The organism is Nostoc sp. NMS2 (assembly GCF_017115105.1).
GTDB lineage: Bacteria > Cyanobacteriota > Cyanobacteriia > Cyanobacteriales > Nostocaceae > Nostoc.
In genome coordinates, this window is record NZ_JABXKH010000151.1 from 1 (window position 1) to 19,149 (window position 19,149).

Genomic DNA, 19,149 nt, shown 5'->3' on the forward strand with positions numbered 1-19,149 from the left:
GCTCCCCCGGTTACTGAGCGTAGTCGAAGTATGCTCCCCTGCTCCCCTGCTCCCCCGGTTACTGAGCGTAGTCGAAGTATGCTCCCCTGCTCAAGAGCCTCTTCTGCTTGCAACACCTGTTGATAAATACCCAACAACCGTCCTGCCTGTTGTTCGTCGAATAGGAGGCGATCGCGAATAGTACGCAAATGTTCGGGTTCGTCTTGTGATTGCCAATTTTGAATAATTTGCGATCGCACTAATTGCTCTACCCACAATGCTTCTGTACCTGGAGGTAGAGTAATCATTCCTGTAGTAGTTTCAAAGATAACTTCAGTAATTAACTCACAGAGTTTTTGTGTCAGAAAGGGTTGTCCACCTGTCCAATAAATAACTTCTTGCAATATTGCTTGTGGTTGACTGACTACTTCTTCTAATCCTAGAAGCAAAGGTGTGGCTTCATGCACTCCAAAGCCCTGTAACTCAATTGCTTTACCAAGGTTAAAGGGCGTGCGGCGTTTATCAGCAATCAAGTCGGAGGGACTAGCTACACCAAATAGTGCAAATCCCAAGCCTTCAAAGTTTGAGTTATGTGGTCGTAGGTTATAGCACTGACGAATCCAAGCAAAAAAGTCGTTAATTGGGAAACTTAAACTCAGCAGACTATCAATCTCATCAATAAAGATGAAAATGCGTTTGGCTTTGCCGTCTCGTAGAGAATCGCTCTTGAGATTTGGTAGTAAGATATCTTCAACAAATAGGTGTAGTTTTTGCACCGAGGAAATGCCTGCTTGCATTTCCCACCAATGCTGAAAGTCAATTTTTGATAATTTTAAGCTATAGAATAAGCTGATAATAATGCCTTTATACCATTGATCTGGTGTAGTATCTTCAATACCCAAGCGAGTCATATCCAAGTAAACACAGCTATGCCCTTCTTTCTTAAGACGATAACTTGTGCGCTGTAGTAACGATGACTTGCCCATCTGACGAGAGTTGAAGACATAACAGAAATTGCCAGCTTTCAAACTGGCATAAAGTTGCTCATCTGCCTGACGGGTAACGTATGTGGGGTCGTCACTACGGAGACTACCCCCTACTTGATATCTCATATTTAATTCAATTTTTGACTAAGAATTTTAGAAAAAGCCTAATGCATGAGTGTGGCTACGTCGGAACGATCAACTAAACGGCCATCTTCCATGTAAATAATCTGATCGGCGATATCTAGAATGCGGTTGTCGTGAGTAACTAACAAAATTGTACAGCCCTGTTCCTTTGTCAAATATTATGAGCCAAAACCTTTGGTGTTAAAAGGAGCGGCAATTTGCACACCACTATACCAAACGATGTCCGTGCCTTCCCTTCTGCCCTCAACATAGCCGCATTGATGAGCTTATGAGATTGTCTAGTCCGAGGGCACAGCTTATCAATTGCCTGCGATCGCTGTTGATGCTTTACACTGCCAAAAAAAAACTGTATCGCTAATCATTAATAGTGGCAATGATTACCTGATTGGATTAAAAGAAAATCAACCGATCTAAAAAGTTAGGAATCTTAATATAAATCGTTAATTTATCCGAGAGTGACGAAAGAGGGTTATCAAACTTTCTGTACTATCGACTTTGCTTAAACACGTACTTCTGCAAAGAAGCAACATTTTGTAGAAGAGAAGTGAAAATTGCACACTTAATTTTCTTTGAGCAAGTAGATTTGCTTATATACATAAAATCATTTATAAGATATTTTTATGAATTGTGGCAGGTTGGCCACCCTTTCAAGTTGACTAACTTGTCCATGACAGTTACTTGCTAAAGTAATGGTTATGAATTCTCACAACCGCAATCCATCTTCTATAATAACTTATGGATAATTATAAAAATATATAGGGCGAACGATGGGAATTGAACCCACGAATGGTGGTACCACAAACCACTGCCTTAACCACTTGGCTACGCTCGCCATTCAACAATTTTGATTATAGCAATAATTTGGCAAACAATCAAGAGTTTGTGTTCAAGGAACGGACTGAGTTAATTTAGAGTCTCTGAAATCTAACAATTACAACGAATTTTAGTTGGCAAACATGAAACCCCTAACCATCATTGCATATACTGGAGCAGCAGCAGGACTCGCCGCCTTGGGTGTGACAATGGCGAAAACTAATCCCAGTCAGATTGAATATGAAGAATATGCAGTGCAACGGTTGACAAAATACTTAAAAACTGATGTATGCAAAAAAACTACGAATATTATAGAAAATTTAATCCGTTTTAATTGTGATAAGTTGGTTGACTCAGCAAACCCGCAAATCCAAGGAATTATTGCTAAGACTACAGAAAGACAAAATTATATGATTTTTAGCATTTACCGTACAGATTTAAAAATAAATTCTTGGATACCTTCTTACAAATTTGAAACGGTGGGAGCTTTTGATCAATTTTATACTTACACTGCCGAAGAGCAATAAGGCAGGGGGATTAGGGGGATGAGGGAACAGGGGGAGCAGAAACTGATAGTCGTCTTGGATGTAGGAAGTAATTTAATTTTTGGAGTTCCCTATAAAACAGGAGTCAGAATTCAGAATAATGCCTCCGGCACGCTCTTCGCGTTCAGAATACAGAATACTCTACGCCACTTGCGGGATAGAGTTTTGATTACGAAAAATATTTATTTTACTTTCGCTTAACTTCGGGCGTTAGCGTAGCGGGACGAAGTACGGTTTTAACCAATATTCATCACCCACTCGTACAGAATTCATGCTGTTAGCGGATAGCTAAGGTTTAGCCCATTCTGACTCCTGAGTTCTGAATTCTTCTCATAAAAGTGATTTAGAATACTTGTATTTAATAATTGATAATAGTTTCAGTAATCACCAAAGTACCTATTACCACCAGCTTAATATTAAGTGAACTACCTACACTGACCTGACGGTACAGTGTAGGCTTCCCAATTCATTGGGGATTGCCTCAGACTTCATGGATTTTTTACGTCCTAAAGACTTTGGTCTTACATCCCCTCCAAGGGCAGAAGCGCTAGTTCCTAACGCCCATACTTCTCCTGTCGGAGACGCTACGCGAACGCCTTTGCTCAGTACAAGAAGTCGCAATCCTTCGTTTCTAATATTGATTGCAGCATTAATATCTCTATCATGCTGTTTTTGGCAGTGAGGACAATCCACAAACCTAACTCCCAACGAATCATATCCTTTTTGCAACATTGGGATTGGTAGTAGAGTTTCACTACAAAGTTGAGAAGATGGGAAGAACCTACCTATTTCTTGATAAGTGTGTCCAAATTTCTCTGCTTTGTACTTGAGCATGGTTTGAAACATTCCCCATCCTTGGTCTGATATTGATTTTGCCAAGTTGGGATTTTTAACCATATTCAAAACTTTCAAATCTTCTACACAAATAACTTGGTTTTCGTATGCTATTTTGCGAGATAGCTTGTGTAGAAAATCCTCTCTTACTCTAGCTATTTTACTAGAGGCTCTCGCCACTAAATGTTTAGCTTTGCGACGTTTATTAGATGTTTTGTCCGTCTTCTTAGCTAATTTCTTCTGTTTTCGCTTTTTGTTCTTTTCTAACTTAGCTAGCTGCTTTTTAGGAAGGTCGTACTTTGACCCCTCGGAAGTGATAGCAAAGTTTTTCAATCCCAAATCAACACCAATAGCGTCTCTAATCGCAACTACTGGATGATCATTTTGGTTGAAAAGAATAGATGCGTAGTACCTACCGTCTGCATTTCTGGATATTGTTACAGTCGTGAACTTGGCATCGGGGAGTTCCTTGTGAAACACGGTTTTTATTAACCCCAAATTACCAGGAAACTTAATCACAGAGTCTTCTGTCATCAATTTCACATTCTGAGGATATTGAATCGATTGTTTACCATGCTTAGATTTAAAGTTAGGGAATTTAGCACGTCCTTCAAAGAAGTTGACAAAAGCACTTGAAAGATTGAATGTGACTCGTTGCAATACTTGACTGTATGCGAGTCCCAACCATTCATATTCCTTTTTCAATCCTGGAAGAAACCTATCCATAGCTGCTTTAGAAAGACCTTTTCCTGTTTCTTTATAAGCGGTGGTAGTGGCATTAAGCATATAATTCCACAACCATCGAGTATTGCCAAAACATTGAGCTAGATTTGATTCTTGCTCGTCTGTAGGATAAATTCTAACTTTAATTGCTCTATACATGGTGAAATAGTGCGTTCCTGTCGCCTTGCGTCGGAAAGCACCTATTGAACCCGAAGGGGATCGACCTTACCGTGTTTATATATTCATGGTAACACAGATTTTGCCAGTTTTGCTACCAAAAGTAGAATATTTTGCTCGTTTCGTCGTTGTAGTCTTTCCGGTTTTCCGCACTCTCCGCACTCTCGCTACGCTCAAATATGGTCAGACTACACTCCTCACCTCACGCGCAATTCATCACAACACTTCCTTTCAGGTAAGTGTGAGCCTTCTTGCTGTTCAAGGTAAAATATGAAGATTAGTCACTGAGAGTTCAAGCTTTGCCGATGTCATCTGCCTATTTGCTAGTATCTCACGGAAGTCGCGATCCGCGCCCAGAAGTTGCTATGCAGCAACTAGCAAGGCTGGTATGTAAGAAATTACCAAACAACTACAACCCATCAAGTAGCGAACATCTGGTTGGCATAGCTGCTTTAGAAATGAGTCCTCAGCCTTTACATGAGCAGATTCAACTATTTGCTAAGAGCGCTTTTGGCGATGCCTGGGTTGGATTAGGCAAACCATCTCAAAACGAGAATCGCCTCAAAATTGTACCGCTATTTCTACTACCGGGAGTACATGTGATGACAGATATTCCCGCCGAAGTAGCGTTAGCACAACAGGCTATTGGTCAAGATATCATGATTGAGTTGCAACCATACTTAGGCTCTCACCCCAATTTAGAGAAGTTACTGGCCAGGCAAATATCTACAATAAAAGCAGAAGTATGGATTCTTTTAGCTCATGGTAGCCGTCGCCCAGGTTCCAAAGAAACTGTGGAAGCAATGGCGGCGAGTTTGTCAGCAGTGGCTGCTTATTGGGCTGGGCCTCCTAGTTTAGAATCACGGGTGAAAGAGTTGGTAGCTGCTGGTTATAAAGAAATTGCAATTTTGCCATACTTTTTATTCGCTGGTGGAATAACTGATGCGATCGCTGCCTCCATAGAGGAGCTAAAATTACAATTTTCTGCGGTGAATTTCCAATTGGCGCAGCCACTGGGAGCAAGTGCAGAATTAGCCGAGCTAATTTGGGATTTAACAGATAGATGAACCGCACAGAAAAACAGGAGAACAAGTATTTGGGAAAGGTTTATTTAGTAGGTGCGGGGCCAGGAGATCCGGGATTAATCACCCTGAAGGCGAAAGGTTTGTTGGAATGTGCAGATGTAGTTATCTATGATGCCTTAGTGAGTCCGGCAATTTTGGCAATGATTAATCCCCAAGCCGAACAAATTAACGCTGGTAAGCGTGCAGGGAGGCATTCGTTGTTGCAGGAAGAAACAACTCAATTGCTGATTGATAAAGCGCAGGATCGTGCAATTGTAGTGCGGTTAAAGGGTGGCGATCCGTTTATCTTTGGTCGCGGTGGCGAAGAGATGGAAGAATTAGTCAATGCTGGGATATCAACTGAAGTTGTGCCAGGTATCACATCGGGAATTGCAGCTGCGGCATACTCAGGTATACCTTTGACTCATCGGCTATATAGCTCATCAGTGACATTTGTAACTGGTCACGAAGCGGCGGGTAAGTATAGACCGAAAGTGAATTGGAATGCGATCGCACACGGTTCCGAAACTATTGTAATTTATATGGGAATTCACAATCTGCCTTATATTGTAGAACAGTTAAGTGCAGCTGGGTTGAATGTAGAAACGCCCATTGCTTTAGTGCGCTGGGGTACGCGCCCAGAACAAGAAGAATTGATTGGAACCTTAGAGACAATTGTAGAGCAGGTAGAGCAAACTGGATTTGCTGCGCCTGCGATCGCAGTTATTGGACAAGTAGTAAATATGCACAGTATTTTGTCTAGTTGTCGTCCTGTTTGATGGCTGGCGCAAACGTGAAATGAAGTGTTTTTAAGTTTCTCGAATCCAAAATGCCAAACCTCCCGCACGGCCACGAGCGGCAATGAAATCTTCCGTCACTAAAAAGAAGGCAAAGAAGGGTAGTTGAGCTATGGATTGGTTGTAGAAATCTTCTCTTTCAACTTTACCAGAACGGATTGGTCTGTTGTAAACAACACGACCAAATAGACTAATAAACATCTGGTTAAAATCAAACGCCAATAAATTTTTCTTACCTATATATTGCACTGGCCCCGTGAGCTTCAATAACACTGGCCCCAATTCCACCTGATTACAAATTTCACCCCTATCTGAATCCTCTTCTAAAGTCGCATTAAAGGAAACATGGATTCTTATAAACTTGGGTACATACAAACCCTTGCCTAAGACAATTCCTCCGTGTTCTCTGACCTTTTTAGTACCAGTTGCAAAGCAAAGTTGCCATTTACCTAGAAGAGACTCAAAGGGATAAATTAAATGTTGCTGCTTGGCAGATTTTTCTGATTCTAGCAATGCATTGACTAGTTTTTCAGCAATAGGTCGTGTATCTTTTTGTCGTCGATATGCAGCCGCCGCCTGTGATAGCACGGTAACAAAGTCAAATTTAGCTACAGGTGTCAAATTAGCTGTCATAATTTAACTATTTCTTTGCTTTTCTGTCTGATAGATTGTAGCGTTATCGAGAGTCAGAAGTGCATGTCGAGAAGAAGTATTTTCATATTGAGTTGTCAGATTTTTTCGAGAATGAGAGTCTTTCATCAGATAGATTTGCTATGCGTAGATGGCTTTTAAGTAGAGATACGGCGGGCTGTACTACCACACCTCCCCGATGAAAGCTCTTGTTAATGACCAAATTCTGTGACAATGATTAACAATCTGACAATTCATGCAATATGGAAGTGAGGTTTTCCAAATTCTGTGAAAAGTCAGAGTTAACAATCAGCCGGAATCTGAATCTAAGGTACTCATGAGCCAGAGTTCTCAAAACAGCCATTTGCCACGCAAACCTGTTCAATCATATCTCCATTGGTTATACGCTTTCTGGAAATTCTCTCGCCCTCACACGATTATTGGTACAAGTCTGAGTGTATTGAGTTTGTATTTAATTGCTATTGCCATTAGTAATACTACTGTTTCCCTATTCCCTACTCCCCACTCCCTAACGCAACTTGCTCAACCGCAGTGGCTCCTCCCCCTCTTCGGGGCATGGATTGCTTGTCTGTGTGGCAATGTTTACATTGTAGGGCTGAATCAATTAGAAGATGTTGATATTGACAAGATTAATAAACCTCATTTACCGTTGGCATCAGGTGAATTTTCTCAACAGACGGGGCAATTAATTGTCGCGTCTACTGGGATTTTGGCGCTAGTTGTGGCGTGGCTAACTGGGCCATTTTTATTTGGCATGGTAGCAATTAGTTTGGCTATTGGTACCGCTTATTCTTTACCGCCAATTCGCTTAAAACAGTTTCCCTTTTGGGCGGCGCTGTGTATTTTTTCGGTACGCGGCACAATTGTCAATTTAGGATTGTATTTGCATTACAGTTGGGCGCTGAAACAAAGCCAAACAATTCCGTCTGTGGTGTGGGTGCTGACATTGTTTATTTTGGTGTTTACCTTTGCGATCGCAATTTTTAAAGATATCCCCGACATAGAAGGCGATCGCCTCTACAATATTACTACTTTCACGATCAAACTGGGACCCCAAGCTGTGTTTAATCTAGCTCTTTGGGTGATAACTGTCTGTTATCTGGGGATAATTCTGGTTGGGGTGCTACACGTGGCCTCTGTTAACGCTATATTCCTGGTAAGTGCCCATTTAGTGCTGTTGGCTTGGATGTGGTGGCGGAGTTTGGCAGTAGACTTACAAGATAAAAGTGCGATCGCTCAATTCTACCAATTTATCTGGAAACTCTTTTTTATGGAATATCTGATTTTTCCTATCGCCTGCTTTTTGGCTTAGACAATGCTAGAAACTTTTCCTACCATTTCTCTTATCGCTGCTTCCGTAGTTGTTTTGAGTTTGTCAATCCTGGGCTATTTCGCTTGGAAAACTTTGATTACCTCAGACTTATTTCAAAAAGGAATCAATCTTGCTCAAGCAAAAGATTACCAAGGTGCAGAAGCAGCGTTTCGCAAAGTGATTTCCCTCAACTCTACTAATGATGTAGTGCGCTTGTTTTTGGGAGATGTTTTAAACCAGCAAGGCCAAGTAGAGGAAGCAACAGAATTATTCCGAGAAGTAATTCGCCGTAGTCCAAAAAATCCCGATGCTTACTTGCGTCTGGCCAATATTCTCATGCAGCAAGAGCGAGAAGAAGAAGCTAAAACTAACCTGCTACAAGCTAAAGATTTATTGCAAAAACAACGGCAACCCGAAAAAGCTAACAAAATAACTCAACTGTTAGATAAAATGAGCATTAAGTCAAGTCAATCTTAAGTTGAGTGAGAATTGCAGAAATTTAATTTTACTGTTGCGTCTCCTAATTTTTTTACCATTCTCATCATAATAATGGTGAGAGTGGTTTTATTTTGGAATTATCAGTGTTTGCTGTAATTATATCCGCAATTTTCGCAAATTTGACCACTCCCTTCATAGCTCTTACAATGACGAGCTAAGGAAGAATCCCAATTTTTCAAAAATTTATAGTCCTTATGTAAAAACCCTTTAAAACTATCTTACCTTTGCGACGGCAGTCGCTCATGGGGAAACCCCCTGTTCTGCGCGTCTGCCTCTTCTTAGCGTCCTTTGCGGTTCGTTTACTCATTCTATTATTTCTATCTTCAGACAGGATAATAAAAATTTCAAATTTGCGAACAACTTGTGCTAATAAAAAAAAGACATTTAGTAGTAGATTTTATAGATTCAAAAAAATTAAGTATTTATGTCAGACATTCTATCAGAATTGTGGACTAATTTTTTTACGTCAGGATCATTTCTTCCACATGGACATTGCTATCTATGGCAAACGAATCTAGTTTGGTTACACATCTTATCTGACGCATTCATTGCACTAGCTTATTACTCGATTCCAGCTACATTATTTTACTTTGTTCGTAAGCGGCAGGATTTGCCCTTTGATTGGATATTTCTGCTATTTAGTGCATTTATTGTGGCTTGCGGCACTACTCATTTAATAGAGATTTGGACGATTTGGCATCCAACCTATTGGATATCAGGGTTTGTCAAAGCAGTAACTGCAACAATATCTGTAATTACAGCAGTACAACTTGTGTCTCTACTTCCACAAGCATTAGCACTTCCTAACGCTGCTCAAATAGAACAAGCAAATCAAGAACTCCAAATACAAATAGCCGAACGCTTACGGGTAGAAAAGGAACTGCGAAAATACCAGAATCATCTAGAAGAAATGGTTGCTGTTCGCACCAATGAAATTACCAAAACCAACGAGCAATTACAACAAGAAATCCTTGAACGCCAAAGAATTTTAGAAGTTCTCCGACAAAGTGAAGAACGTTACCGTTATCTAGCTGAGGCAATTCCTCAACTTGTATGGACAACCACGCCTAACGGTGAATGTGATTTTTTTAATCAAAATTGGTGTGAATATACTGGGCTAACATTAGAGCAGTCCTTGGGTTCTGGTTGGTTAGCTGCATTGCATCCAGATGATGTCCAAAATTCTGATGAAGTATGGTCTAATGCTGTAAAAAATGGCATTATATATAATAATGAATATCGCTTCAAACGGGCTTCTGATGGTTCCTATCGTTGGCAGCTAGCGCGAGGTTTACCACTCAAAGATGAGCAAGGTATTGTAGTTAAGTGGTTTGGGACGTGTACAGATATCCACGAACAAAAACAAATACTTGAAGAACGGGCGCACCTGCTGGAATTAGAACAAATAGCACGAGCTAAAGCAGAAACAGCCAATCGAATTAAAGATGAATTTCTAGCTGTCTTATCTCACGAATTACGCACTCCACTAAACGCAATTCTCGGCTGGTCAAAGTTGTTGCAAACTCGCAGGTTAGACCAAGTAAAGGCATCTGAAGCACTAGCCACAATCGAGAGAAATGCTAATTTACAAGTTCAACTCATTGAAGACTTGCTGGATATCTCCAGAATTTTACAAGGCAAACTGACGCTGAATATTACGAAGATTAACCTACAGTCTACGATATTGTCGGCACTAGAGACAATGCATTTAGCGGCAGAAACAAAGTTGATTGAGGTGAGTACAGTATTTGAATCGGATGTAGGACAAGTTATGGGCGACTCGACTCGTTTGCAGCAAGTCGTCTGGAATCTCCTTTCTAACGCTGTCAAATTTACACCCAAAGGAGGAAAAATAGAAGTGCGATTAGAGCAAGCCGATGGTTATGCTCAAATCATAGTTAGCGATACAGGTAAGGGAATCAGCCTTGATTTTTTGCCATTCGTGTTTGATTACTTCCGCCAAGCAGATAGCACCTCTACGAGAAATTTTGGTGGATTAGGATTGGGGTTGGCAATTGTGCGTAATATCGTCGAAATACATGGCGGTATTGTCAAAGCTAAGAGCGAGGGTGAGGATAAAGGGGCAATATTTACTGTTAGTTTGCCGCTTCTGCTAGATGAAAGCCCAAGTCTGACAGATGAACAAAATGACGCTGCATTCTTAACTCCTAACTCCTTGCCCCTCAGTGGCATCCAGGTTTTAGTTGTAGATGATGATACTGATTCACGAGATTTTATTGCTTTTGTACTAGAGCAAGATGGGGCTTTTGTTATTGCGGTATCTTCTGGTTATGAAGCATTACAAACCCTAACACTGGCAAAGCCAGATGTGTTAGTCAGCGATATTAGTATGCCTGAGATGGATGGCTATATGTTAATACATCAAGTGAGAACTTTGACACCAGAACAAGGTGGACAAATCCCAGCAATTGCCTTGACTGCCTTTGCTAGAAACAATGACCGGCAAGAAGCGCTAAAAGCTGGGTTTCAGATACATTTATCTAAGCCTGTTAACCCAGAAGAATTAATTGCAGCCATTGCTCATCTAAAACGATCGCGTTGAATGCGTCCCCTGTCGGTTCTACGCCAACTCTTGTCATCACGCTCATCGCACTCCCCAAAATACTCACTATATATAGTAGGGGTGCAGCCGTACATCCCTACAGCCGCAAAGATTTTGGAAAAGATAGCCTGCTCTAAAAAATCATCTTTGAGCAATTACTTAGTCCCAAAAACGGCTATTGTTATTTTTGATACTAACTAAAATTGATCTATAAGCGATCGCTAAGATTTCCTAATTTTTTCATCATTAATCACAAAAAATATTAAGTTGGGTATCCTTCTTTATTTTATACTCAGTAATACGGTGTTTATAAGTTATATTTATTACTCATCTACGTTGAGTCATGGGGAATAAAAGTCATGATTAATCTAAGTAGAAAAAACATCTTAAACTCAAACTAATTTGCATAATTATTTGAGATGTAACTGATATCACGACTTATTCATAGGGAAATCTAAATATTTAATTAAATAAGCGATTTTAAGTATTTATGCCGATGCTATTTAATTAAAGTTCTATTACCTTCTTATAAGAAATAGTGAAAATACATGTTATCTAGAATACACTAATAGTAGTGAGCCTTTAGAACAGAAGTCAATAGGGTGTCGTCACTTTAGCGTGCAAGAAGCGTAAAGTTTTTTTAAGAAATTTTTAAGTATCAGAAAAAAGCGTTACATAGCCAAAGTCCGCCTTTGAGAAAGGTTTCACCCTTAAATTTGGAACTTTAATTTGATTAAGCTGTCGATAATTACGCTAAAACCCTGATCCCCAAGCCAAAAGGTTCGTGTTAGTCTGTTGCAGTTATAAATAACAAAGTGAAAACGGAACGAGTTCGAGTTTTTCAGAAGGGAAATCACTTTCATTAGTGAAAAATCCCGCAGTTTATAAAACTTAAAGTTCTCCAGTCGCTTTCAAAAACGGACGCATGAATCAAAGACATTTGTGGATTATTGTTGCCCTGTCTATGGCTGTTTTGGGCATACCTTCAGTCGGTTGTACTCAAACCACCAAGGGAAATGCGCTAGCATCCCAAAAATCACCTGCTCCTGATGTGGTTAAAGTGGGAGAGTACCAATCCAGAGCAGGGAGACAAACCTTGGATGCTGTGATTACAGAAATTCATCCTCACAACATTAGAGGGCGTAAGGCGGCAACCCTTTTTATCAGAAATATACCTGTTCTCACCTTTTTGAGTTCTGTATCAAATACGGATTTTGAATCTAAAAAAGTTGGTGCAATTGGAAATACTGGGGGCGTACAATCGTACGCCCTTATTGCTAGCAATTCACCAAAGGCACTGAATGCTGACAACGTAACAGATGTGAGTAACCAGATTAGCTCCTCTGACAATGACCCGGTTCAGATAGCTGGTGTAGTAGCCGCTAAGATCAACCAGTTGAATCGGGAAAGTGTAGACGGCAGTAAGATAACCGTCAGTTGGAAAGCAGGGGAAAAATCTAATGCCAATCAAGCGCAAAACAAAAGCGCTCCCCTCCAGCAAGATGGCGATCGCTATATAATCAAAATTAATGGCGAAGAATTGGTCGAAATTAACGAAGGTACACGATTAGCAGGTACCACCAACGATCTGGCGCAAGATGCATTGCAAGCAACCAATCGCCTACGGAGGCTACTGGGCAATGCCTCTCCCCTAAAAGAGATTGCGAATTTACCAGTCCGTCAACAAATATCAATACCAAAGCTACCTCAACAGATTTCCGTTGGAGCAGTGCAAGCCACCTTGAGAGGCATGGCTTCTTTTTATGGCTATGACGGTTCTGGTACTCAGACTGCAAGTGGTCAGAGATTCAACCCAGAAGAAATGACTGCCGCCCATCGCAGCTTACCCTTTGGTACACAAGTGCGTGTAACCAACACCCGTAACGGTCGTTCTGTAGTATTGCGGATTAATGACCGGGGCCCATACATTCGGGGTCGAATCATTGACGTATCTGCTGGCGCAGCCCGAATTTTGGGAATGATGGGCAGCGGCGTAGCACCAGTACATATTGAAGTTCTGGGGAAATAATTATTAGAGACTAGGGACTAAGGAAAGAAGCCGAGGAGCAGGAGGCAAGGGGGAGAATAAAAATTATCTCTTTCCCCTCCGCTCCCTGCTCCCTACCCCTCTGCCTCTTGTGCCCAATTTCCAATCCCCAGTTCCGTATCACTTTAATTCCCCTAGTTCAATCAACTCTTCCCTCTATTTCAGATATAAACTAACGGGGGAGGGATCGATAAGAACTAGGGGTATTTTTGTGCGCCTGCTGACAACAGTCGCAGCTTTACGCTGCTATTTAACTAAATGCTCAGAAAACAAGCTGATTGCGATTACTGAGGATCTAAGACTAGATGAAATAACTGGCTGGTATCAGACGGCAGTTGGTCTAGTGCCAACGATGGGGAATTTGCATCAAGGTCATTTAAGCTTGATCCAACGGGCGCGGCAAGAAAATTCTAAGGTGATTGTGAGTATTTTCGTCAATCCCCTACAATTTGCTCCCAACGAGGATTACCAACGCTACCCCCGCACTTTAGAGCAAGACCAACAATTTTGCGAACAAGCTGGGGTAGATGCCATTTTTGCACCGACTCCTGAAGAGATGGCAGTTCCCCAGAAGAGTATACAAGAATCAAAGGTTACACAAGTTATACCAGCATCTGCTATGATGACAGGTTTGTGTGGTCGCTCTCGGCTGGGTCACTTTCAAGGTGTCGCTACGATTGTTACCAAGCTTTTCAACTTGGTACAGCCTGACCGTGCTTACTTTGGTCAAAAGGATGGTCAGCAATTGGCAATTATTAAACGCTTAGTAGCTGACTTAAATTTGCCAGTAGAAATTGTTGCTTGTCCAACAGTGCGCGAAGCGTCAGGTCTTGCCTTCAGTTCTCGTAATCAATATTTGACTGCAACGGCAAAAGAGCAAGCGGCTGCATTATATCGCGGCTTGCGACGGGCTGAAGCTGCATTCATTGCAGGCGATCGCAATAGCAACCAGTTGATAGCAGTGGTACAGCAAGAAGTGGCAATGGTCAGCACAATTTTAGTGGAATATATTGAATTAGTTGAACCGACTACGTTGATGTCTTTAGAAAAAGTTGAGGAGGAAGGAATGTTGGCGATCGCAGCTCGTCTTGGTGCTACACGTTTGATTGACAATATCATATTGCGCGATCGTCAACCCATTATCGCTATTGATGGCCCAGCTGGTGCTGGAAAATCCACAGTGGCACGGCGAGTGGCAGCAAACCTGGGTTTAGTCTATTTAGATACAGGAGCAATGTACCGTGCTGTCACTTGGTTAGTACTGCAAAAGGGGATTGCCATTGATGATGAGTGTGCGATCGCGGAATTAACTAACCAGTGTAAAATTGAACTTACTCCTACCCAGGATTTACAATCGTCCGTGCGGGTTTGGGTTAATGGTACTGATGTTACCCAGGTAATTCGCACCATTGAGGTAACATCTCTTGTATCTGCGATCGCAGCCCAAAGCGCTGTCCGTCAAGCACTGGTTAAACAACAGCAAAGCTGGGGTAAAAAAGGTGGTTTAGTAGCAGAAGGACGAGACATCGGTACTCACGTTTTCCCCGATGCCGAAGTGAAAATCTTCTTAACCGCTTCTGTGAGTGAACGCGCCCGTCGCCGCCAGGAAGACTTTCACAAACAAGGTCAACCCGAAATCAATCTAGAGCAGCTAGAACGGGATATTGCCGAACGTGACTGGAAAGATAGTACACGCAAAGTTTCACCTTTGCAAAAAGCCGCAGATGCGATCGAAGTTCAAACTGATGGTTTGAATGTGTCTGAAGTCACGGCACAAATTGTTAACTATTACCAGCAGCGTTTATCTCAGTAGTAATCAGCGCTATTTACTGTTAACTTTTTAGTTTCAAAGGATGGTGGGTGAGTAATTATTCACTTACCATCCTCAAAACATTATTTAAAAATAGCATAATTTTATTAATGATTTATATAACAATATTCTATAATTATCAGATTATTTAAGTATTAAATCATCTCGCTTTCGACTGATTTACCACATCGCAATTAATCTTACTAAAGATAGAAGTATGAAAGCTTTAATTGCTAAATGCTAATTATAGATTGGACTTTTGCTACGAGATATTAGCCATTTTTATTTATAACCGTGAACTCCTAGCGATTTGACTTATCACCGAAGTAGTTTGTTTTCATCTTCACTTTGGTAGTAGAATGACGATGTTAAGTTTTATGTTCCATCATTAAAGACATAAAACTTCAAAAATAAAAGCTGTTAATTTCCCAAGCTTCTGCAATAGCTTAAAAATGGAAACCGGTAAAGAGAGGATTTGACACAATGGCATTTGTACAAGAACCACTACCCTTCGACATTAATGCTTTAGAGCCAAATGGCATGAAAGCTGAAACTTTCGAGTATCACTATGGTAAGCATCACAAAGCTTATGTAGACAACCTCAACAAGCTGACTGAAGGTACAGAGCTTGCTGATAAGTCTCTGGAAGAAGTAATCAAAGTTTCCTTCCAAGACTCTTCTAAGGCGGGAATCTTCAACAACGCTGCCCAAGTTTGGAACCACACCTTCTTCTGGAATTCCTTGAAACCAAATGGTGGTGGCACACCCACAGGCGATCTCGCAGCCAAAATCGATAAAGATTTTGGTAGCTTTGACAAATTCAAGGAAGAGTTCTCTAACGCGGCTGCAACTCAATTCGGCAGTGGTTGGTCTTGGCTGATTGATGATGGTGGTACGCTGAAGGTGATCAAAACACCAAACGCAGAAAACCCTCTAGCTCATGGTAAGAAGGCACTCCTAACCTTGGATGTTTGGGAACACGCCTATTACATTGACTATAGAAACGCTCGTCCAGCGTTCATCAAGAATTTCCTAGATAACTTGGCTAACTGGGACTTTGCTGCTGAAAACTTGGCTAAAGCTTAATTAATTGCTGGTTTGAACTGAGTGCAATGCCTCTTAGTTAGCTGTGGCATAAGTTAATTTACAAAAGTTGAAGCAAAAAGCCCACCACAAAAGGGAGAAATTCTTTTTAATTTCTCCCTTTTGTATTTTTCAGTAGTGGGACAGGCATCAATACGGTTCGGTTAAGGGAAGAGACGCGATAAATCGTCGTCAAGACAAAGGACTGATTATTGTAAAGACGGCGATTTATCGCGTCTTTGCGATCTATAACTTTCATCAAAAAACCTTATCCGAATCGTATTGGGACAGGCATCGTCTAAATAAAAGTAGTGGCATAAAAATCAAAATTAGGACTTATGTATTGACAGAAAAGACCAAATATAAATGGTCTTAAAAACTATTTGTTGTAGGGGCAATTCATGAATTGCCCTTACAACGTGGATCTATTTACCATCAAAGAATGATTAATAAAAACCTGAAACCAAGTGTTTACCTTATACACAACATGATTCTTTTGTACAGCGTGTAATTCCTAAAAATATAAAACATTATGGATAGCAAAGAACTAGCGCAATACATCGAAGCAACGAATAGCATCACTAAACCTTGGGTATTGGTACAACTGCGCCTCAAGAAATTGCAAGAGCGTCGAGCCACCCTTACAAACGATGTCTACACCAAAGAATTAGAAGATATTTACCAAGACTTGATGAATTTGGGTGAATGGTGGCGCGGTATTGAAGATGAGGTATTTTAAAGTGAGGAGTTATGACTTCTCCTAACTTTTAACTCTTGCACAGACGCGATTAATCGCGTCTCTACAATCGCGTCTCTACTCCTAACTTAAAACGCAACCTGATGCCTCAAGCTCTCGATCAAGTCGATTACGATACTCTCGATGCCGCAAAAAGACGCTTCATCGAAGCTGCAAAACGCACACTTACCTTTGCAAGCGCCTATGGAACCGTCCCTGCGTCGGGTCTTGGAGCAAGTGCTAACGCTTTCAGCTTCAACCTCACTCCATTTATTCAAGCGGGCGCTCCAGAACTTTCTCTGACACTTGTCCCTGAAGGACTAGGAACGGCAGATGATACCCGCCCTGATGACCTTTCCGAAGAAGAACTTCGGCGGTTCTGGTGGAACATTGGTATCAAGATCATCTCGTGTTTGACAAACGACGCGGCAACGTCAGGGATGCAGACTCTACTTCTTGGTCTTTATCTGCCATCAAGTACTCCTGAAACAATCTTTACCCCCGCCTTCCTTGATGGGTTTCTGGATGGAGTCGTTGAGGGGTGCAAAAGAGTGGGGTGTGTCTATCTCTCCGGGGAAACTCCTCAACTAAAAACTAAGATGATTCCAGGCCGGCTCGACATTGCGGGTTCGGTTTTTGGTGTTATGCCGCCTGGTGTTGCTCCCATTGATAGCTCGCATTTGGATGCCGGAAATACTATTGTTCTTGTTGAGAGTTCTGGCCCCCATGAGAACGGCTTTACCCCACTGCGAAAACTCGCTGAGTCTCTCCCTGATGGTTATAGAACAAAACTTCCGAGTGGGCAGGAGTTCTGGGAAGCAATGAATGCTGCGTCGTATCTTTACACGCCGCTTGTACAGGCAGTGCTTGGCGAAGGGATTCGTCCTACTGCAATGGAGAATATCACCGGTCATGGTTGGCAAAAACTGATGCGGTCGGTGAAGCCGCTTCGATATGTTATCGAAACGATGCTCCCAGTGCCGGAGATATTTACATTTGTCGAGGGTCATCTTGAGGGTGGAGCAGAAACGATGCTTTCTGTGTTTAATTATGGGGCTGGATTTGCATTCTATACAGAATCTGAGCAGGATGCTGAAAGGATTGTCATCCTCGCAAAAGAACATAAGCTCACGGCTGTGATTGCCGGCAGGGTTGAAGCGTCCCTTAGCCGCGAGGTGGTGGTAGAACCGCTTGGGGTGACGTTGAAGGGAGATTCTTTTGGAATTGCGCGGGGTGTATAATTAGCCGAAGTGCGGGCTACGCCTACGCTAAAGTCTTTACTAGATTAAATAAAAATTAGTATAATTACTGAGATGTATGTTTTTTTAATACGTAATACATATTTAAATGTGAGACTCATTAGATAAAATTATTCTCTTAAGCCTTTAAAAATAAGCCATTTGGCACAAATAGTATAGGCGTATTTATAAAGTTTGATATGCAATATTTTTTACTACTTATGTTTAAAGTGGTGCAAATTACCCATGCCTACTGAGGTTAAGATTTGCTAACGTAGTCTTAACATATTGAAAAATTTGCTGAAAAAGCTGAGAAAGTAGCCACCAATACACTAATTTACAGTGTTGGAAATTTCTCATCTGTAAATGGGGCGTTTTAGTGTGTTAAGAATATATATTTTTATTCAGAGGGGGTTATGGCTGTAAATTTGGCCCGGACTACTGCTTCGGCAGAACTTTTGAAGCAAGTATTCCAGAACATTGATGCATACAGTTGTCCAAAGTTATTCAACTTTCATACGCACACTGTCTACTCGGATGGCAGGTTGCAGCCGAGTGGATTGATGGAGCAGGCGATCGCTATTGGACTAAAAGGGTTAGCGATCACTGACCATCATGGTATTGTCGGCTATCAAGCGGCCCTTACTTGGTTAGAAGATTGGAAGTGGAGTAATTCTGGTGCAACAACTCCTTACCTGTGGAGTGGCGTAGAAATCAATGCTAACCTTCTGGATATAGAAGTTCACATTTTGGCTTATGCTTTTGCTCCAGAACACCCTAGTATGAAACCCTATCTGCAAAGAAGGCCGACTACAGGACAAGAATATCAGGCAAGTAACGTGATTGCCGCTATTCATCAGGCTGGGGGATTGGCAGTTCTGGCTCATCCAGCGCGTTACAAGCGATCGCATTTTGACTTAATTCCAGCTGCATCCCAAAAGGGTATCGATGGCGTGGAAACTTTCTACGCCTACAATAACCCTAACCCTTGGAAACCCAGCGTATTGGAATCAGAACAAGTGCAAAAGTTGGCTGATGAATACTTTCTTTTTAATACCTGTGGTACTGACACCCATGGTTTGAGCCTGCTACAACGCTTGTAAAGATGAATCAATTTTTTTAAATCTCCTGGTTCAATCTGCCAGGAGG

The 19,149-nt window shown here is 41.4% G+C and carries 17 protein-coding genes, 1 tRNA gene and 1 pseudogene; 13 read left to right on the top strand and 6 right to left on the bottom strand.

The features are described 5' to 3' along the window. The 3 genes and pseudogenes from HWQ36_RS27430 to HWQ36_RS27440 form a co-directional block, all read right to left on the bottom strand. On the bottom strand, positions 1-1,091 hold a 1,091-nt coding region (locus HWQ36_RS27430), incomplete at its 3' end, for an AAA-like domain-containing protein (RefSeq protein WP_292708759.1). A gap of 38 nt (positions 1,092-1,129) precedes the next feature. Further along, positions 1,130-1,264: pseudogene (locus HWQ36_RS27435) on the bottom strand (ABC transporter ATP-binding protein); the annotation flags it as partial. A gap of 604 nt (positions 1,265-1,868) precedes the next feature. Beyond that, positions 1,869-1,941, bottom strand: a tRNA-His gene (locus tag HWQ36_RS27440). Positions 1,942-2,065: 124 nt separating this feature from the next. Here HWQ36_RS27440 and HWQ36_RS27445 point away from each other — a divergent pair. Continuing rightward, a complete protein-coding gene (locus HWQ36_RS27445; RefSeq protein ID WP_292708760.1) occupies positions 2,066-2,449 on the top strand; it encodes a DUF4359 domain-containing protein in 384 nt (127 codons plus the stop codon). A 447-nt stretch (positions 2,450-2,896) separates the two neighbouring features. On the opposite strand, the gene HWQ36_RS27450 is transcribed toward HWQ36_RS27445, so the two are convergent. Beyond that, complete coding sequence (locus tag HWQ36_RS27450) at positions 2,897-4,183, bottom strand: transposase (RefSeq protein ID WP_292708761.1); 1,287 nt, start codon at positions 4,181-4,183, stop codon at positions 2,897-2,899. An 85-nt stretch (positions 4,184-4,268) separates the two neighbouring features. Here HWQ36_RS27450 and HWQ36_RS27455 point away from each other — a divergent pair, with 85 nt between their 5' ends. Genes HWQ36_RS27455 through cobA form a run of 3 tightly spaced genes read left to right on the top strand, consistent with a single transcriptional unit; the run spans position 4,269 to position 6,044 of the window. After that, entirely contained in the window at positions 4,269-4,475 is a 207-nt protein-coding gene (locus HWQ36_RS27455; protein ID WP_292708762.1) for a hypothetical protein, read from the top strand. Between the two features lie 31 nt (positions 4,476-4,506). Further along, entirely contained in the window at positions 4,507-5,268 is a 762-nt protein-coding gene (locus tag HWQ36_RS27460) for a sirohydrochlorin chelatase (protein ID WP_292708763.1), read from the top strand. Next, the gene (gene cobA, locus HWQ36_RS27465) at positions 5,265-6,044 is read left to right on the top strand and encodes a uroporphyrinogen-III C-methyltransferase (RefSeq protein WP_292708764.1); all 780 of its coding nucleotides are present in this window, start codon (positions 5,265-5,267) and stop codon (positions 6,042-6,044) included. Before HWQ36_RS27460 ends, cobA begins: the two co-directional genes overlap by 4 nt. Positions 6,045-6,074: 30 nt before the next feature. On the opposite strand, the gene HWQ36_RS27470 is transcribed toward cobA, so the two are convergent. Continuing rightward, entirely contained in the window at positions 6,075-6,695 is a 621-nt protein-coding gene (locus HWQ36_RS27470; protein ID WP_292708765.1) for a hypothetical protein, read from the bottom strand. A gap of 334 nt (positions 6,696-7,029) precedes the next feature. Here HWQ36_RS27470 and HWQ36_RS27475 point away from each other — a divergent pair, with 334 nt between their 5' ends. The 6 genes from HWQ36_RS27475 to HWQ36_RS27500 all read left to right on the top strand — a co-directional run bounded on the left by HWQ36_RS27475 (position 7,030) and on the right by HWQ36_RS27500 (position 16,029). Beyond that, on the top strand, positions 7,030-8,025 hold the full coding sequence (locus HWQ36_RS27475) for a homogentisate phytyltransferase (protein ID WP_292708766.1): 996 nt from the start codon (positions 7,030-7,032) through the stop codon (positions 8,023-8,025). A gap of 3 nt (positions 8,026-8,028) precedes the next feature. Beyond that, positions 8,029-8,502 (top strand): tetratricopeptide repeat protein, encoded by a 474-nt coding sequence (locus HWQ36_RS27480; RefSeq protein ID WP_292708767.1) that lies wholly within the window; start codon positions 8,029-8,031, stop codon positions 8,500-8,502. 445 nt (positions 8,503-8,947) lie between these two features. After that, a complete protein-coding gene (locus HWQ36_RS27485; protein ID WP_292708768.1) occupies positions 8,948-11,086 on the top strand; it encodes a hybrid sensor histidine kinase/response regulator in 2,139 nt (712 codons plus the stop codon). A gap of 925 nt (positions 11,087-12,011) precedes the next feature. Continuing rightward, the gene (locus HWQ36_RS27490; protein WP_292708769.1) at positions 12,012-13,115 is read left to right on the top strand and encodes a septal ring lytic transglycosylase RlpA family protein; all 1,104 of its coding nucleotides are present in this window, start codon (positions 12,012-12,014) and stop codon (positions 13,113-13,115) included. 229 nt (positions 13,116-13,344) lie between these two features. Next, positions 13,345-14,946, top strand: a complete 1,602-nt coding sequence (locus HWQ36_RS27495) for a bifunctional pantoate--beta-alanine ligase/(d)CMP kinase (protein ID WP_292708770.1) — start codon at positions 13,345-13,347, stop codon at positions 14,944-14,946. A 480-nt stretch (positions 14,947-15,426) separates the two neighbouring features. Continuing rightward, positions 15,427-16,029 (top strand): superoxide dismutase, encoded by a 603-nt coding sequence (locus HWQ36_RS27500; RefSeq protein WP_292708771.1) that lies wholly within the window; start codon positions 15,427-15,429, stop codon positions 16,027-16,029. 106 nt (positions 16,030-16,135) lie between these two features. On the opposite strand, the gene HWQ36_RS27505 is transcribed toward HWQ36_RS27500, so the two are convergent. After that, a complete protein-coding gene (locus HWQ36_RS27505) occupies positions 16,136-16,285 on the bottom strand; it encodes a hypothetical protein (protein WP_292708772.1) in 150 nt (49 codons plus the stop codon). Between the two features lie 273 nt (positions 16,286-16,558). On the opposite strand from HWQ36_RS27505, the gene HWQ36_RS27510 reads away from it, so the two are divergent. The 3 genes from HWQ36_RS27510 to HWQ36_RS27520 all read left to right on the top strand — a co-directional run bounded on the left by HWQ36_RS27510 (position 16,559) and on the right by HWQ36_RS27520 (position 19,103). Next, a complete protein-coding gene (locus HWQ36_RS27510) occupies positions 16,559-16,765 on the top strand; it encodes a hypothetical protein (protein ID WP_012412689.1) in 207 nt (68 codons plus the stop codon). Positions 16,766-16,866: 101 nt separating this feature from the next. Continuing rightward, entirely contained in the window at positions 16,867-18,003 is a 1,137-nt protein-coding gene (locus tag HWQ36_RS27515; RefSeq protein ID WP_292708773.1) for an AIR synthase related protein, read from the top strand. 413 nt (positions 18,004-18,416) lie between these two features. Then, positions 18,417-19,103, top strand: coding sequence for a PHP domain-containing protein (locus tag HWQ36_RS27520; protein ID WP_292708774.1), 687 nt, complete (start codon positions 18,417-18,419; stop codon positions 19,101-19,103). Positions 19,104-19,149 lie beyond the last annotated feature (46 nt).

Coding starts and splice junctions, on each gene's coding strand:
- HWQ36_RS27455 (WP_292708762.1), top strand. CDS start 4,269: ATGGTAACACAGATTTTGCCAGTTTTGCTACCAAAAGTAGAATATTTT.
- HWQ36_RS27515 (WP_292708773.1), top strand. CDS start 16,867: ATGCCTCAAGCTCTCGATCAAGTCGATTACGATACTCTCGATGCCGCA.
- HWQ36_RS27510 (WP_012412689.1), top strand. CDS start 16,559: ATGGATAGCAAAGAACTAGCGCAATACATCGAAGCAACGAATAGCATC.
- HWQ36_RS27490 (WP_292708769.1), top strand. CDS start 12,012: ATGAATCAAAGACATTTGTGGATTATTGTTGCCCTGTCTATGGCTGTT.
- HWQ36_RS27460 (WP_292708763.1), top strand. CDS start 4,507: ATGTCATCTGCCTATTTGCTAGTATCTCACGGAAGTCGCGATCCGCGC.
- HWQ36_RS27475 (WP_292708766.1), top strand. CDS start 7,030: ATGAGCCAGAGTTCTCAAAACAGCCATTTGCCACGCAAACCTGTTCAA.
- HWQ36_RS27485 (WP_292708768.1), top strand. CDS start 8,948: ATGTCAGACATTCTATCAGAATTGTGGACTAATTTTTTTACGTCAGGA.
- HWQ36_RS27505 (WP_292708772.1), bottom strand. CDS start 16,285: ATGAAAGTTATAGATCGCAAAGACGCGATAAATCGCCGTCTTTACAAT.
- HWQ36_RS27520 (WP_292708774.1), top strand. CDS start 18,417: ATGGCTGTAAATTTGGCCCGGACTACTGCTTCGGCAGAACTTTTGAAG.
- HWQ36_RS27470 (WP_292708765.1), bottom strand. CDS start 6,695: ATGACAGCTAATTTGACACCTGTAGCTAAATTTGACTTTGTTACCGTG.
- HWQ36_RS27500 (WP_292708771.1), top strand. CDS start 15,427: ATGGCATTTGTACAAGAACCACTACCCTTCGACATTAATGCTTTAGAG.
- HWQ36_RS27445 (WP_292708760.1), top strand. CDS start 2,066: ATGAAACCCCTAACCATCATTGCATATACTGGAGCAGCAGCAGGACTC.
- HWQ36_RS27480 (WP_292708767.1), top strand. CDS start 8,029: ATGCTAGAAACTTTTCCTACCATTTCTCTTATCGCTGCTTCCGTAGTT.
- cobA (WP_292708764.1), top strand. CDS start 5,265: ATGAACCGCACAGAAAAACAGGAGAACAAGTATTTGGGAAAGGTTTAT.
- HWQ36_RS27450 (WP_292708761.1), bottom strand. CDS start 4,183: ATGTATAGAGCAATTAAAGTTAGAATTTATCCTACAGACGAGCAAGAA.